At 42.9% G+C, this 17292-nt stretch carries 12 protein-coding genes; 1 reads left to right on the top strand and 11 read right to left on the bottom strand.

Going from position 1 to position 17292, the window contains the following annotated elements:
- Positions 1–134 precede the first annotated feature (134 nt).
- From J2X77_RS05835 to J2X77_RS05855, 5 genes are all read right to left on the bottom strand, one after another.
- Positions 135–1010 carry a hypothetical protein gene (locus J2X77_RS05835; protein WP_209574896.1) on the bottom strand — a complete coding sequence of 292 codons (876 nt, stop codon included), beginning with the start codon at positions 1008–1010 and terminating at the stop codon, positions 135–137.
- Positions 1010–2200 (bottom strand): copper amine oxidase, encoded by a 1191-nt coding sequence (locus J2X77_RS05840; RefSeq protein WP_209574898.1) that lies wholly within the window; start codon positions 2198–2200, stop codon positions 1010–1012. Before J2X77_RS05840 ends, J2X77_RS05835 begins: the two co-directional genes overlap by 1 nt.
- Before the next feature lie 71 nt (positions 2201–2271).
- A complete protein-coding gene (locus J2X77_RS05845; protein WP_209574900.1) occupies positions 2272–3939 on the bottom strand; it encodes a DUF5018 domain-containing protein in 1668 nt (555 codons plus the stop codon).
- A gap of 18 nt (positions 3940–3957) precedes the next feature.
- On the bottom strand, positions 3958–5661 hold the full coding sequence (locus J2X77_RS05850) for a RagB/SusD family nutrient uptake outer membrane protein (RefSeq protein WP_209574902.1): 1704 nt from the start codon (positions 5659–5661) through the stop codon (positions 3958–3960).
- Between the two features lie 23 nt (positions 5662–5684).
- Entirely contained in the window at positions 5685–8894 is a 3210-nt protein-coding gene (locus J2X77_RS05855) for a TonB-dependent receptor (protein ID WP_209574904.1), read from the bottom strand.
- Positions 8895–9207: 313 nt separating this feature from the next.
- Between J2X77_RS05855 and J2X77_RS05860 the strand changes: the two genes are divergently transcribed.
- Positions 9208–10437: an ROK family protein gene (locus J2X77_RS05860; RefSeq protein WP_310079605.1), complete on the top strand. Its 1230-nt coding sequence runs from the start codon at positions 9208–9210 to the stop codon at positions 10435–10437.
- A 36-nt stretch (positions 10438–10473) separates the two neighbouring features.
- On the opposite strand, the gene J2X77_RS05865 is transcribed toward J2X77_RS05860, so the two are convergent.
- From J2X77_RS05865 to J2X77_RS05890, 6 genes are all read right to left on the bottom strand, one after another.
- On the bottom strand, positions 10474–12315 hold the full coding sequence (locus tag J2X77_RS05865) for a carbon starvation protein A (protein ID WP_209574907.1): 1842 nt from the start codon (positions 12313–12315) through the stop codon (positions 10474–10476).
- 10 nt (positions 12316–12325) lie between these two features.
- Positions 12326–13492, bottom strand: coding sequence for an AGE family epimerase/isomerase (locus J2X77_RS05870; RefSeq protein WP_209574909.1), 1167 nt, complete (start codon positions 13490–13492; stop codon positions 12326–12328).
- Positions 13493–13628: 136 nt separating this feature from the next.
- Complete coding sequence (locus J2X77_RS05875) at positions 13629–14567, bottom strand: DUF4434 domain-containing protein (RefSeq protein WP_310079607.1); 939 nt, start codon at positions 14565–14567, stop codon at positions 13629–13631.
- Positions 14564–15283 (bottom strand): GDSL-type esterase/lipase family protein, encoded by a 720-nt coding sequence (locus J2X77_RS05880; protein WP_310079609.1) that lies wholly within the window; start codon positions 15281–15283, stop codon positions 14564–14566. Before J2X77_RS05880 ends, J2X77_RS05875 begins: the two co-directional genes overlap by 4 nt.
- Complete coding sequence (locus J2X77_RS05885; protein WP_294182870.1) at positions 15280–15969, bottom strand: GDSL-type esterase/lipase family protein; 690 nt, start codon at positions 15967–15969, stop codon at positions 15280–15282. Before J2X77_RS05885 ends, J2X77_RS05880 begins: the two co-directional genes overlap by 4 nt.
- A gap of 5 nt (positions 15970–15974) precedes the next feature.
- The gene (locus tag J2X77_RS05890; protein WP_201667666.1) at positions 15975–17291 is read right to left on the bottom strand and encodes an MFS transporter; all 1317 of its coding nucleotides are present in this window, start codon (positions 17289–17291) and stop codon (positions 15975–15977) included.
- Between the last annotated feature and the right edge of the window lies 1 nt (position 17292).

The following is a 17292-nucleotide window of genomic DNA, read 5'->3' on the forward strand; positions in this document are numbered from 1 at the left end:
TTTTTTATCATTCACTAAATCGGTTAAACAGGACTTTAGCAATACGAATAGAAAAAACTAATCGTTGTTAGAAATATTGAAAGCCAGTTGCTTACAACCTGCTTTCAACCCAATATACTTTTCTTTGAACAATCTTAAAAACCGTCCCCATTAATCACAACAGTCTCCCCTCCTTTTTTGAGGTTGGCTGCATCTTGTTGGATTTTAAAATATTGCGCCGCTGGACAGGCCATCTGCGTCATCCGTCCCGCATGCATAGGCACTTCGATCACTTGCTTTGCATCATAACGGAGTAAAGTGGTGTAGGACCAAATCGCTTCCAATACTTTCGTCTTTGTTGCCTGTACAGGTTTGCCTTCATTGGCCACCTGATCGATAGCATTCACCCGCTTAAACTCACCCAATCCACCCAGGGTATATCCTGCACTTTCAAACGTAGCTTCATATTTTTTTCCTGCACCTTGTATTACAAACTTTAGCATGCCCGTGGATACAATTTCCAATGTCATCAACACCTTTTCTCCAGGATACCAATAATATTCCTCTTGTGCAGGTGCATTTTGGTAAAGACTTGCCTGGCCAGAGCTATGTGCTGCTCTTCGTAAAAATGGTCTGAAAGCTCGCCTGTCTTCGGTCACATTTCCTTTTTCATCTTTAATAACTTCCCAGGTAAGACCAATATCCGTTTCCTGTCCCCCCATGTTACCGCCCATATAAACAGAGGGATTATCCAGGTATTGCTTGGGTTTGCCCGGGTTCAACCGCGCCGGATCAAATTCCATCTTTGGTAAGGTAACTTCGGCCTTAATGCCGACCCAAACATCTGTACTGGAAACGACTTTTCGATAGTAGGCTCCTTGAAAACAAGCTTTTGAAGAAGCCGGACGCACCTCATTTTTGAGATACTCATTCCCATCAACACCTACGACCGGAAATTCTGGTTTAACAAATTCATTTTTTGCACTGCAGGCGGTCAGGCCTAGTAAAAAAAGTAAGAGTATGTGTTTCATTATTTCTTCGGATCAATGGGTAAAAAAATTAATGGTGTCGGTAGGCAGGAAGCTCCCGGAGGAGAATAGGTGAATTCTATTTCCTGTATTTCCTTCTTCGGGTCGGGCCAATAAGTTTCGATGAGAATTGCCTCTGGATAACCTTTTGTAATCAGCGCATTTTTGGGATATTGCATCACCGTCTTTTGACCGTCTTGCCCCACAAGTTCCATTGTCAGCCCCATACCACCACACCATTGGTTGTCACCAGATCGGCTGTTCCAGCTGACCAAAGCCAATCCTTTTCCGTCTGTACTCTTCCATTTGATCTTTGTTTTATACAGCACACCGTAGTTTCCGGCATTCTTGGCAAATTCCTTTTTCGCACCAATCGTTCCCGTGATCCACGGATCGTCCTGCCCGTCGGCAACAATCAGCTGCACTGCTCCCTTTTTGGTGTCAAGCGTATCTTTCGGATTAATCTGATAATTGGAAATTGGAAAAATACCACGCCCAGCGTTTGCGTGACTATGTGGAATCAGCGTCTTTATCCGCGGAAACACTTTTGGTCCAGACTCATTTGGGGCAAATTGTATGACAGCGATCTGCGCCGGCTGGTCTACCACAAATTCATAGAATCCATGGACAAGTTCATCGTATTGTACCAGCTGTTTTTCCAGTTTTTCATCGATAGCCATCACTTCCCCCGGTTTAAGCACTTTCACCTGATTGTTTACAGCAGATAAAAAGTAGTCCTCAAGCCCTTTCTTTCCAATTTCAAAGTAGTTTGAACTCGGTTTTTGTGAAGCATACTTCAACATGCGAAAATGCATATTTTCATGCCCCAGATTTTTTATGACCGCCGAAATCTTACGGGGCATTTTTTGAGGTTCTTTGACACCATTGACGTTATAGACATACAACCTAACTGCTCCGGGATCAACCGTCTCCTGTAGTGCAATGGCTTCCGGAACACGGATATACTCGGGATCATCAGATATGATATACTGCGGCCCCGGTAATACGGTCTTTGTGTAAGGCAACTTGGGAAAGTCCGTTTTTAGAAAATCCTCCAACAAAACGATATCGCCTTTATTTGCGCTGACAATCTTTTTGGACACGCTACTTAAATCACTTTTTTGTGCAAATCCAACTTTACACGAAACTAAACCTAACATCAACAATAAGCTTGTTTTGATGTGCTTGTTCATAATTTTATTTTTTTACGAATGAATACAATGTTCCTCCACTGCAACACAAGCTGCGTGAAGGAACGATTATTTTAATTTGAATCGGCATAAATGGTAAACTCCTGCGCAACGAGATAACCAAAGGTCGTCAACATATACACCTGAAGCCTTTGTCCATTTTCTGAAGTTCCCATACAGATGTCGCTGGTTGCGTTACCATTGGTACCGCCAGTAAACAGTTCGGACTCATAAACACGTAATTGGTTATAGGTCGTTGAACTCAGTGTGGTACCAATGCGGGCTCGATCGCTAATATCATAAACATATAGCTGACCAATCTCATTGCTTCCAAACAATTTGACCTGAGCCAAAATATCTGCGTTGTTAAAACGCTGAAAGGCGATACCACCATTCATAGCAGTACCTGTAATTGCCGGGAATGCTGCTAGCCGCCCCCAGGTACTTCCCGAAACATAAGCAAGTTCGGCGTTAGTGCTCGCGATCAGTTCGGCGTTAGTGCCGACCCCTAAAGGAAGATATTCCGGAAGGAAGCCCAATGATGTCGCACCATCCTTATATTCCAGGACATCGGCCGCGGTAGATTTTATCTGGCCATTTTCGACTGTCCAACGCAGGAGGTAACGACTGGTTGCAACCGAAGCGAGTAACTGACCGTTTCCGTCCATATCCCCTACCCAGTTAAGTTTACGACCGATATTGCCATCGCCGGCAGCTACCGCAGCAGGTTTGCTATAAGGTAGATCCAATAGCTTGGCAGGACTGGTATCAAAAACATCTCTGTATTTGTATAGCACAAAGCTCTGTCCATTCGGCGTATAAGTTCCTAACATAAATCGTCCTTTTTCATCGCTCACGCCTTGGAAGATCAAACGACCTGCCGGGAAAGGATTTGTTAGGTTATGGGAATAAGCTCCTGTGAAACGGTTATATACCTTAAATACAGATGGTGAAGTCCGGCTCACAATCACCAAGTAGTCGCCACTCACAAAACAGGACGTTTCACTATTTGCAGTGAAGCCCAAGTCTGCCGCTTTCTTCAGGAACAAGCGCCGGTTAATGCCCACCCCTTTTTCAAGTTTGACAGGTTCTTTGACAACCAATTTGAGCTGCCGCTTGATATTTCCGGCTCCAGAAATCGTCAGGGGTACTTCTGCACCGTTTGCTAAATTGACCTGAGCTCCGCTTGCTATAGAACCACTGGAATGTTTATTAATAACGTAACTCAGCGTAGATTGTGAAAGATCCATACCCGGCACCACATAAAACGTCACCGTATTCCCATTTAAGATCCCCTCAACCTCATTTTCCTTTTGTTCGCTGTCTTTAAATGTAATTTTGATTCCTGAAATATCTGTATTGCCTTTCTTCTCGGCAATAACCACATAATCCTTTGCGTCACCGTTTCCCGCGGTGACAGTAATTTTCTTGGGTGCCGTCAAGTCTGTAAATCCATTTAATCCCGGCGTCACCTGGGCATCAGCCGGAACGGAAGCGCGTAACATCAGTCGCGAAAGATCTACTTCATTGTCCGAATCGATCGGATAATAATAATCTACGTGCAAATACACCGTATCATTGCTGATCGTGCTCAAGAAGAGCCGATCTTGCCCTTTCCCATCAATCGTAGCGTAAAAATCCATCAATTGATTTTTCACATTCCGCTCCAGATAATTAGGTTTTTGACATCCTCCCAAAAGGATCGCACAGGCCCATAAACTGTAAAATTTTATTTTGTCCATTGCTAGTCTTTCATGTTTTTACCAACCTTTAATTTGAGTCAAAGCGCCGTTCAACTGCACTTCATTTTCAGGTATGGGCAGATAATATAATTTTGTACTGAAACTTCTGTTGGTTGCGTCTGCTGAGACAACTTCATACGTTAATCCTGTTGCGTTCGGACTGATCTTATGCCCTGTAAACTTCACATTATCTAACAGGAGGTGAGCTTTTCTCCAACGGCGCAAGTCCCAGAAACGATGTCCCTCGAAAGCCAGTTCAACTTTGCGCTCATGCTCCACTGCGGCCATTGCCTGATTATTGTTGGCAAGGCTAAGGGCATTAAGTCCACGCTTCTGACGAAGCTGATTGATGTAGGTAGTTGCAGTCGCAAAATCGCCCAATTGCGCTTTCGCTTCCGCCATAATCAACAAGACCTCGGCATAGCGCATTTCGATCCAGCTTTGTGTACTTTTATTTTGAACGAATGTCGTATTTGTAGGATCAAGCATTTTGCGTACATAGTATCCCGTAACGGTACGTTTGGGGTCACCACTCGCGCCAAATGTTGTAAATCCTTCTATCGCATCGGTCGTCGACGTATTCAGTGTTCTTCCTTTCCAGGTTGCACCATTGTATAAGATCGTCGCATAGAAACGAGGTTCACGATTTGTATAGGGAGCCGCTGCCTGCGCAGCATTCTGCCAGGAGAATTTGGATCCGTCAGCCATTTCAAATTCATTGACCAATTCAGCCGTTGGCACACCATAAACCAATGTATTACCCGGAGCATCTCGAGGTGGGGCATAGCCCAGGTCGTATTGATGCGTGACATCAGGTGCTGCAAAATCTACCCGGAAGATTGCTTCCTTTGTATTTTTATTGGTAAAAATGCTTGCAAAATTATCGTCCAAGGCATAGAGTCCCCCATTAGCCATATCGATGACTTTTTGCGCTGCATCGGCTGATTTTTTAAAATACTCCGCGCTCCTCGCCTGTGAAATGCCCGTCAAAGGATCCTGATTGAACTGCTTGAGATCATATTTAGCAATAGAGCCTGCATATAGTCCTACACGCGCCATCAGGGTATAGGCCGCGCCCTGGGTAGCCCGGCCGGCAAGATTGTTGAGCGGAAGATGATCCACCGCATATTGGAGATCCTCCAGGATAAAATCATAAACGGCTTCCTCACTCGAGCGTTCATGATCTTTTTCAGTATACTGATCCATACTCTTGAATAGAATCACGCTTCCATGGATCTTTGCCAGCCAGAAATAGGCATATGCTCTCACGAACCTGCCCTCAGCCTCATAAACCTGTTTTTGAGCATCGGAAAGGCTGGACTTGGTATTAATTCCATTGATCATTTCATTGATACGACGGATACGCTCATATCCACTCGCCCAATAATTCAATCCTACACTTGCGGAAGAAAACTGGTTTGAGTTGGATACAAGAATATTGACGGTACCATTCCCAGCGGTATTTGAGGTAAATTTCATTCCATCGGCTAAGGCATCCATTGCATTATCATAGCCTAAATTTGGAAATTGACCAAACTGGAATTTTTTAAATTCAGCATAGATACCCGACACATATAGTTCGGCCGAATTGGGGTCAGCCCATACTTTCTCTTCTGCGATCCGGTCCTGTGGAATTAGATCGACAGAACAACCTTGCAGCGCCATAAACAACAGGCCTAAAAATGAAAGCTGCCGACAGCTGGTATATAGAGTTGATTTCATCTGTAATAGTAATTTTTAGGAGATTAAAAAGTAACGCTTAAACCAAATTCAAAAATCCGTTGCTGCGGATAAAATCCATTATTGACGTTTGGCATTTCGGGATCGAGGTATTTCAAGTAATCCCATGTGAAAAGGTTTGAGCCCGAAGCAAACACGCGTACATGTTCAATCTTCGCTGCATTCAGCAATCCTTTCGGGAAAGTGTAGCCCAACTGCACGGATTTAAGCCGCAGATAATCTCCTTTTCTGATCCATCCTGAATTGGCATTTGCATTGTTCGTCGACATGCCTGTTGCTTTATAGGCACTCATACGTGGAAATTCGGCATTCGGATTGTCTTCGCGCCATGAGTTTTCAACCAAGAAATAAGGGGAGTTTCCATAGTTATAAAAAGGTCGCGTAAAAGGTGTATTATCCTCTACCCCTGAAGTTCCTGACGATCCTTCATAGGCTCCTGCTAGGGCAACATCAACACGTGCAGCACCTTGCAACAATGCTGAAAAGTCGAAGCCTTTATAAGCCATATCGAAATTCAAACCGAATGTTAATTCAGGTACGTTGGAGCGTCCAATATAGGTCATATCATCTGTTCTGGTAATCCGGCCGTCGCCATTCAAATCTTTAAATTTGAAAAAACCGGGAGCCATAAATCCCGAACTTGGTGAAGGTGTATTGCGTGCTTCCTCCCAGGTCTGTACCATCCCCTCTTTGACAAATCCAATTTTTGTTCCGATAGGTTTGCCAATGAGACTCTGCCAAGAAGGGATACCGTTCGCTTCATCCAGTTTCAGATACCTGTTTTTCGCCCAGTTGATATTGCCGGTTACGCCCAGTTTAAATTCACCAAAACGATCGTTATAACGCAATTGAGCATCAAAACCGCGATTATCAACTTCGCCAATATTGGCCAAACTCGGAAAATAACCACCCATCGACGCTGGATAAAGGTTTCCAACCTGTCCCAAAATACCGGAAGTATAACGATAGAACCATTCGAAATCAAAACCAAATTTTCCATTTAAAAACCGTGATTCAAATCCAACATTGGATGTGGTGGATTCTTCCCATTTCAATAGCGGGTTTTGAGGTGCATTGGTATATAAGGCTTTGACCGGCTTGCCGTCTATGACAATGACTGGTGTTGTATTTTGTGAAAGGGTATTAATGTAAGGGAAACTACCCACTTGTGCACGGTCGTTACCTGTACGCCCAATAGACCCTTTTAATTTAAGAAAATCTGCAAAAGGGACAGCTTCCTTAAAGAAGGACTCATTTGAGACAACCCAGCCCAATCCAATGGCCGGAAAAGATTTCCAGCGGTTTTCCTTGGCAAAGTTAGCGGAGGCGTCCCAACGCGATACCAACTCCACCAAATAACGATCGCGGAAAGCATAATTCAGCCGTGTCACAAATCCCGCACGTGCAGATTCGGCATCACTGGAACCTGTAGACTTGATAATGTCTTCCTGGGAAGCCGAACCATAGTTTATTTCCTGAATAATACTGATTGGAAAATTACTTGCGCCGGCACCAAATTGATTACCATGAGTTTTTGCATATTCATATAAACCTAACACACCGATGCTATGATCACCAAAAGTGCGGTTATAATTTAAACTGGCCTGCCAGGTGCTGCGATAGTTTGCAGCAAAACTCTGACGAAGAGATGTCTTCGTGATTCCGGGCAAAGTGGTCATCGCCACAAAGTCGCCTGCAACCTGGTCCCGCTGTCTTCCCATCGTCGGATAGGGTGTCAGCCAAGATTTGGATTCATCCGAATTATAGTCGTATGCGCCCTGAACTTTTGCCAGCAAACCTGTTACTCCCGGAACTTTAAAATCGATGTTTGCTGTTCCCTGAAAGATATTGCTTTTGAGCTTCTGGTATCCCGAATTTGCAACGGAAGCAATTGGGTTGACCCACCCTGCTCCGGCCTGATATGCTACCGGAAGTCCATTTGGGGCATACATAGGCAGATTCGGGAGCATCCGAACAGCCTGGTAAAATGGATTCATATAGGCCGAGTTATCGGGTGAAATACCGGGTAAATTGGTATTTTGATTACGTAAACCAATGTTCAAACCAACCGTCAGGTATTCATTAAGCTCACTTTTAAGGTTTGTACGGATATTGTAGCGTTTAAAATTGGTATTGTCGATCACCCCGTCCTGGTTCATATGGCTGACCGAAGCAAAATACTGCGTTTTGCCCGCTCCACCCGAAATTGTCGCTGCATGATGTTGCGAATAGCTATTATTATCTGCCAATAGGCCAATCCAGTCTGTATTCCCAAATAACGGATTGGTATTGGTTCCATTTGCCACAGCATCGATGAGTTCCTGAGTGTAGATGTAAGGTGCTTCAGTTTGCTTCGTATTTCGGAGAAAATCATTGTCCAGTTCTGTTCCTTTGTTATACCAGTTCATATAATCCGGTCCATTGAGGAATTTTGGAAAGCGGGTATTTTGGCCAATGCTGTATCCAAAGTCATAGGTTACTTTGGTCTGTTCCTTTCGTCCATTTTTTGTTTTAACCAATATAATACCATTGGCGGCCTGTACACCATAAGCGGCCGTGGAGACTGCATCCTTTAAAAAGGAAATCGTTTCTATCTCACTTGGGTCCAGATAAGCCAAGGTAGAAAGCGGTCTTTCGATATCATCGACAATCACCAAAGGACTTCGATTACCACCATAAGTTCCAACTCCGCGCAGATACAAGGTCGCGTTATCTGCCCCTGGGCGGCCGGATTGTTGCAATGCTGTCAATCCGGGAACACGTCCTACGAGTGCATTGGTCAAATTCATCGACGGGGCTTTCTTGAGCTGATCACCACCGATCTGAACGACAGATCCAACGACGTTGTTCTTCTTTTGCGTACCATAGGCTACTACTACAACCTCATCAATTTGACGCTGATCGGACTCCAAAACAAAACTCTGTGTACCGGCAACTGTGATCTTCCGCGACTGCGACAAATAGCCGATATAACTAACCTGAAGTTCAGCCGGAAGTCGGTCTACCTGCACGGTAAAACTCCCTTTTTGATCCGTACGTGTTGTTACAGAAGTCCCCACTACTTTAACCGTCGCGCCAGCAATAGGCTGTTCATCGCGATTTCGTATGGTACCATTTACAATGGATTGAGCAAAGCTTATTGCGGATTGCATAAAAACAATAAGTAATCCCAATGCCTTAAAAAGATACCTGCGTTTTACATGTGTTGGTTTCATAATTTAGGAATGAAAAAATAGTGTTATGTTAAAAAATAAGTATTTATGGTCACTCGGTTACCTAAACCATGATCAGACGTTTTTCATTGGATAAAACATGCAACGTTCTGACACCGGCACGGCAACGTATTTTGGTTTACAATTATTAGGTATATTATTTATACAACACTAAATAAGAAATAAAATTTTAAATATTCAAATTATTTCTAATTTTTTTTATTAATTGAGATCTACTAAAGAAGAAAAAACACAAACTTAATTTTGCATGATGATATATTTACTATATTTACCCATAAGTTAACGTAACACAGTTATGAGTATAAAATTCTTGAGTGACTTACATGATGCAAGCTATAGCGGTGTAGCCTATAAAAATATTTTGCTTAAAAAGGAGATTTTGACCTTTTTTGCGACCAAGGGGCCTTCAACTATTCCTGAACTGAGCAAGGAATTCAACATCAGTATCCCAAAAATCAACGAATCTATTAATGAACTTATGGAAGATGCATTGGTCCAGGACAATGGAAAGTCGACTTCGGGAATTGGTAGAAAACCGAATTCCTATGGTCTACTTGCAAATGCAGCCTTTTTTGTTGGCGTCCAAGTAAGCCATGATCATCTCAGTATCGTGGTGATGGATATGAAAAAAGACATTGTTGCTACACAAGAAGAAATTCCCCATCGCTTGGAAAATAACCAGGAATCGCTTCAAAATATTTGTCGGGAGATCAACCAGTTTATTGCAACGCATCAGATTCAAAAAGATAAAATATTGGGTGTCGGCATTAATTTATCTGGTCGCATTAACTACCGAACAGGTTATTCCTACAGTTATTTTAATTTTTATGAAGATCCCCTATCGAAATATTTTGAGCAGGAACTACAATTGCGCACCTATCTTGAAAACGATAGTAAGGCGCTTGCCTATGGAGAGTTTTCGAGTGGAATTTTAAAGGATGAGAAATTTGCTCTTTTTGTCAATGTGGACAATGGCATCGGACTAGGAATTTTGATCAATGGAAAGATTTATTATGGAAAATCCGGTTTCTCGGGTGAATTTGGCCATATTCCGATATTTGACAACGATATCATCTGCCGCTGTGGAAAAAAGGGCTGTCTTGAAACGGAAGCATCTGGTTTTGCCCTTCGTAACCGAGTCATTGCGGAAATAAAAAATGGCGCAACTAGTATTTTGACAAAAAAATTTAACAATCTGGAAGATATCCGGCTCAGCGATATTATAACAGCTGCAAAAAAAGATGATAATCTTGCTATTGAGCTCATCAATGAGCTTGGGGAAAAACTAGGTCGCGGGCTCGCAACGTTAATCAATATTTTTAATCCAGAAATCATCATTGTTGGTGGAATTTTAGCTAAAAGTGAGGAATATCTGATGTTACCGCTAAAGAATGCAGTCAATAAATTTTCATTGTCTATTGTCAACAAGGACACCAAACTTGCCAATTCAAATAATGGGGAAAAACTTGCAGCTTTAGGCGCCTGCCTTCTTATCCGAGACCGACTACTTTCCATTATCGATTAAACATAAAGCGTGGATTTCAATAAAATCCACGCTATTTTACCTTTCTACTCGTTCCTTGACGACCTCTCCATAGGGATCTTTTACTTCGGTTTTCGTTTGAGCGAGGTGTATCCACTTCTTAAACGTTCCAATAAAAACAATCGCCATAAGGGACATCGCCGCAATAGCCAATCCAGCCAGTAGATATTGACCTTTGGGTATGTAACCTTGCACAACCTGAAGATAGCCCGCCCAAAAGGTGATTATGGCCATAAAAACACCTGGAATGGCAGCAAACAAGACATATTTTCGCCTGTTCATTCGGATGAGCATCGTTGTACACACAATTAGACCACAAGCGGCCAACAGCTGATTGCTGATACCAAATAATGGCCAAATACTACTTACATTACCGGTATAAACCAAATATCCCCACGAAAACGTAAACAAGGCACTGCAAATCCATACACCTGGTTTCCAGTTTTTATCACTAAATTTAGGAAAAACGGTTCCGAGCATTTCCTGTAGGAAAAAGCGTCCCACCCGGGTACCTGCATCGATTGCGGTAAGGATAAACACGGCTTCAAACATAATAGCGAAATTGTACCAATAGGCCATAATATCGTTCATAAAAGGGACTTTATCAAAGATATGGGCCATTCCGACAGCCAAGGATACTGCCCCTCCCGTTCGACCGTGAAGGTCCACACCAATTCGATCGATAAAATGCTGTAAATCCACCGCTGAAAGATGCGGATGCTGGGCTAAAAATTGTGCATAGTCGGCTACTGGTGTATTGATGGCAAAATAATCCCCCGGCATCAACGTGCAAGCTGCAATTAAAGCCATCAGCGCGACAAAGCCTTCGACAAGCATGGCGCCATAGCCAACAAACAAGATCTCGCGTTCATTACCGATCATTTTGGGCGTCGTGCCTGTTGCAATAATAGCGTGAAAACCTGATATGGCACCACAAGCAATGACAATAAAGATAAAAGGCAAAACAGGACCTGCAATGACTGGCCCACCACCATGGATAAATGCGGTCAGAGCAGGCATCTGAATGGTTGGTGCGACAAAAAATATTCCTACCGTAAGCATCACAATTGTACCTATTTTGAGATAGGTCGAAAGGTAATCTCTTGGGACCAATAATAGCCAGATGGGCAATACTGAAGCAAAAAAACCATATACAGCAATACCGATGGAAATCGTTTTTACATCCCAGTTGAAAAGCGCGTGGAAAGTAGGAATTTGCATCAGGTGGTGACCTGAGATAATACCACCAATCAGTAGCACACCACCAATGATACTTGCCAAGGTAACCGAGCCTTCACGGTAGCGCATCATCAAGCCCATTAAAATAGCAATGGGCATTGTTAATATAATCGTAAATAATGACCATGGCGCCTCATGCATTGCACTGATACAGGCTAACGATAAACCGGCCAAGGTCAAAATCAAAATGAAAAGTACCGCAATACCGGCAACTGCTCCAATAGGCTTACTGACCTCCTTGGAGGCAATGGTCGCTAAACTTTCTCCTTTATGTCGTACAGAAGCGAAAAGCACGACCATATCGTGCACACCGCCACCTAATACACAACCAATTAGTATCCACAGAGCCCCCGGTAGATAACCAAACTGTGCCGCGAGCACTGGACCAACTAGTGGTCCTGCCGCGGCGATTGCCGCGAAATGATGACCGAACAGTACTTTCTTATCGGTTTTTACATAATCGTGTCCATCTGCAAACTCCACCGCCGGTGTCTGACGAGCGCCATTCAGTCTGAGCAATTTATTTGCGAGAAACAAGCCATAAAACCGATACGCAATCGCAAAGAGCAATATCGCAGCAAAAACTAAGGTCAACGCATTTATTCCATTGAGAGCATCCATACCAGTTAAGTTACACGATTATTTTTGCTTTTTCAAATACCTCATATACCTTCCATAATGCACGGGGAACATGGAAACACCCCTTCCATTTTCCGCCTTTAAGATCGAGCAATACCTCACCTCTTCGATTGAGGTAGCCAAACCATTCGCCATGTTCGGGGTCCCTAAAATGCGTCCAAGTATATTCATGAACCCGTTCGAACCAACGTTTAGCCTCTTCATTTCCCGTTAGTACCCAAGCTTTCGCCATACAGACCAGTGTTTCACAGTGCACCCACCATAACTTCTGGTCCCATTCCAACTGCTGGGTCGGTTTACCCTGCGCATCCATAAAGTAGAATATACCTCCATATTTCTCATCCCATCCATACTCCAGCATACGGACACCAACGCGCATGGCTTTTTCAATCAACGCTGGTCGCTGCAATCTTTCCCCCAAATCCATCATAAACCACATGGCCTCTATGGCATGTCCAGGATTAAGCAATCTTCCCTCAAAACTATCCAGCAATGCACCATTGGGACTTACATTCTCAAAGACAAGTCCCTGATCTTCTTTATAGAATACATCCATCACCTCGACCACAACATCTTCAATCAGTTCTTGCACCAAAGTAGGATCCAATAAGTGCTCTAATTCGATGGAGAGATTACTAAGAATCATGGGCAACGCAAAATTCTTTGATGGACGCGTCCCGGGAACTGTTTTGTCGTATATGCCTTTGGTATGGTTCCGGCGTTTCAATATATTGTGAAAGGTATGTTGCGCAATTTCTGCATAACGTTGCTCCTGGGTTGCCGTATATAAGGCACCAAACCCCATGGCAGCAAAGCAATCTGAAAAAATATTGTAAGGCTTTACAAGCGCTTTCCCTTGTCGATCGAGTGAAAAATACCAGTTCCCTTCGTCATCGCGACCGTATTTTTCCATAAAGTCGGCGCCATGCATTGCGATGTCCAACCAGGAGGAACGGCTTTCAATCTTGTTATAAATGCTCGAAAAAAGCCAAACTTGTCGCCCCTGCAGCCACATAAACTTATCCGTATCAAAAACTTCACCTCTTCTATCCAGGCAGGTAAAATACCCCCCATAATCCCTATCTAGGGAATGTGCTGTCCAAAAAGGAAGAATATGATTAAATAATTCGTCTTTGTAAATTGTACTATAATGATTCATATATAAATGAATTTGCTCTTTAAAGGCCATTTAAAATCTCTGGCCTACTCTTATCAATAATGCTATGTCTTGTTCTCTAACTTCTTCGAGATTACTTTTTGTCGTCATTTGGCGTGCTTTAAACACGTGATCCCTATCACCAATTGTTGTTCAGGGCATATTCTTGGTACCGATTGTAAAGGTGTCCTGCCTGTAAATAAGCGGACTGTGGACTCATAAAATGGGAGAATTCGAACGTAATTGCTTTATCATAGCCAGCCTTTGCCGCAGCCTCAAGCTTTAATCTTAGTTTATCAAACTTGATCGGCAAGAATTTAATCGGCATATCCCGGTCAAAAGATTCGGCATTCGTCCAACAGGCCATACCATATTTATCAGCCAATTTCTTATTGACCTCAAAGAAATCGGGAAGCTCATCGTAATCAATGTGTCCATCCTGAAAGGCCACTGCGTCGACCGCTCCTTGTATACCTTCAAAAATTTCGCCCCATTCCCGTTCATGTTCCAATACCGAAACTGCATCGGCTTTACTAAGCTCGGGAGAAGCGGCAAGCATAGCTTTTTTTCCATCAATCCAGGGCGATATAAATGTCGGCAAGCCCCCACTGACCGCCTTGCACTGTAACCCAAGTGTACGAAAAGCATGAACAGCTCCTTTCGTCTTACGGCTGATTTCCGTACTGATATACCATCCACCGAAGCTTTTATAATGCCCATATTTAGCCCAAACCTCTTCAATTACATATTGATTGGCATCGATTTCGTGACTCAGATCTCCTGTCTCCCAATAAATACCGCTGTCATAAAGTCCAAAATAGAATTTCATATCGTACTTGTCTGCAAGCTGCAGATAAAGCTCTACAAGATCCAACGATGGTTTAAAACAGCCATATTTGTCCATCAGATAAGCCGATGGATAGGTTATAAATTTACGATAGCCACTGCGAATCATAATAACAGTGTCTATACCAATTGCCTTCATATATGCAAAATCCCGATCCCACTCTTCCGGACCCCAATTCTGGTGCGGAATATCGTGGGAAATCTCGTCAATAAATGTTCCTGTAATTCTCATAAATATTTCTTTTCTTTTAATAATTGTACCCATTTTATATAGGCACTGGGTATCAGATGCACACCATCAGCTGAGTAAATTGCGTTAAGTTTTCCCTCATTGTCCTGAAAAAGTGGGCAGAGGTCAACAAATGGGATATTTTCATCTGCTGCAAGCTGTCTTAGTTTTTCATTTAAGATCGGAACCAACACATTTCTACCTTTTGTATAAGGCTCTTTTGTTCGTTCTTCATTGATCGGTAAAGCACTCTGAAGATAGATAAGGGTCTTTGGTGAGATCTTTTTTATTCGTTTAATGATACGCTTGTAGTTATTGACCGACACTTCCTGCGGAAGCTTTCGGAATTGGTCATTAATGCCATCCATCAGAAAAATTGCCCGTGGACGTCCGCGCAACACCTCATCTATACGCGCAAGAATCCCAAACGAATTATCTCCGCCTATCCCCCTGTTCAGTACAGGATATCTTGAATCTGCAAGCAATTCCTGCCATTCTGCCCGTTCAGTAATACTATTTCCCAAAAACACGATTGCTCCTTTAATTGTTGGACTTTGTTCGAAATAGGCCATTCGTTGTTGATAATACCAGTTGGCGTAACTGCTATCTATTTTAGTCTCCTGAGCTGAGAGGGACTGGGAAAATACCGATAGACATATTCCAATGAGGAAGCAACCTTGGAAAACACGATACCGCTTAAAAAATTCCAATGATCTCATAATAGTTTTTGCTGTTTTAAATAATTGGCCCAAATTAAATAGGTGGCTTGCTTCAGATGTAAGCCATCAATTGTTAGCTCAGCTTTTAGTTCCCCTTTACCATCTACCAATATCGGCTGTAAGTCTACAAAACGAACTTGATGTGCCGTACACAATTCTTTCAAAGCTTTGTTCAATAGCACGATCTTGTCATTCCGAACCTCTTCATAGATTTTTGGCAGTAAAGATTCATTCACAGGTAGAAGTCCCTGCACAAAAAGCGCTGTATTTGGCGACTGCTTTTTAACCTGCTTTATTATCCGCTCTATATTCGTTGAAATAATGGAAAGTGGTATTCCTCTTTTCATGTCGTTCACCCCACAGAGCAGAAATATTTTTCGTGGTCTGGACGCTAATATCTCGTCTAGTCGTGCTAAAATACCGTAAGTCACATCGCCGCTAATCCCACGATTGATCACATGCTTCCGCTGGAGGATTTCTTGCCATTTTCCACCTTCGGTAATGCTATTGCCAAGGAAAACGATTTCGTCCTTCTGATTGGGCATCGCTTTAAAAAACTCAAGCCTTGCGCGATAATGCTGATTATCAAACGTAGAATCAATACCCTTTGATTGCGCTAAAGTCAATGCCGGTAAAAAAAAAGGCAACAATAGGGCCTTCCAGTTCCTATAAGAAAGTCTGTTCATATGCATTAATTATTTTCGTCGGTATGCTCTTTTTCGGGTTTTCGCAATGGCACCCACCAGGAAACCAAAAAGGCTGGAATAGTAGAAATCAACACCCAGATAAAAAATTCTTTATAGCCCAAATGATCACTCAGCCAGCCGCTGATCATCGAAGGAATCATAAACCCCAGATTAACAAGTCCACTTCCGAAAGCGTAGTGTGCCATCTTATATTTGCCTGGGGCAATATTTTGCATGATAAAAAGAATAATTCCGATAAAGCCAAAACCATATCCAAAGTACTCGATGGCGACAGCAGCAGCTATGAGATAAAGGTTCGTCGGCAATGTGATCGCAAGAAATGCATAAGCTACAAATGGAACATTAAAGAAGGCACAAAGGATCATAAGTGTCCTCCGGTCTAAGCCCTTTTTGGATACAAAGTGCCCTGCGACAATCGACCCCAACACAAAAGCTATGGCACCAAATACACCATAAAGCAATCCAATTTCCGAAGTACTCAGGCCAAGGCCACCTTCGGTACGTTGCGCTTTAAAAAATAAGGGGGTGATCTTAATGGCCTGCCCTTCAGCAAAACGATAAAAGACAATAAAAAGCAAACTAAACCAAATATTCTTTTTCTGAAAAAAAGTTATGATAACGTCTTTAAGCGTATCCATTCCCTCCTTTAAAGAAGTGGATTTGGGAGCTTCATCGTGAGCAGGTAAAGCACGTATGCTGTACAATCCTATCCCCAACATAATAAATCCATAAGCAAACATCACCACCATCCACGCGGATTTAATGCCGATTTCCTGCTCCAATTGCCCCGCCAAATAAACGAGTACGCCGCCAGAAAAAACTTTGGCCACATTATAGAAGGCACCTTGCCAGCCGACATATTTTGCCTGTTGTTTTGCATTCAGTTCATTCAAATATACCCCGTCGGCTGCGGTATCATGTGTGGAGCCACTGAATGCGATCAGTGTCAATAAGGCAATGGAGAAGCTAAAGAAATGATCCAACTGTAGCGTAAGACCAAGCAGACCAAAGAGTAGCCCCGTGAGTATCTGCGTGGTATAGACAAAAAATTTCTTGGTCTTATACAGCTCCAAAAAAGGCCCCCATAAAGGTTTTATTGTCCAGGGCAGCATAATCAATGAGGTCCAAAAAGCAATCTGTGCGTCCGATACCCCCAAATTTTTATACATAATGGAGCTCGCACCCGAAAGGGCAACAAAAGGTAGCCCCATGGCAAACCACGTTGTGGAGATCCAAAAAATAGGCGGAAGTGCCTTACGCCCTTTGCGAAGCTCCACCGTTTGTTCTAATAATTCATTCATT

It is taken from the genome of Sphingobacterium sp. 2149 (assembly GCF_031455655.1).
In the GTDB taxonomy this organism is placed as follows: Bacteria; Bacteroidota; Bacteroidia; order Sphingobacteriales; family Sphingobacteriaceae; genus Sphingobacterium.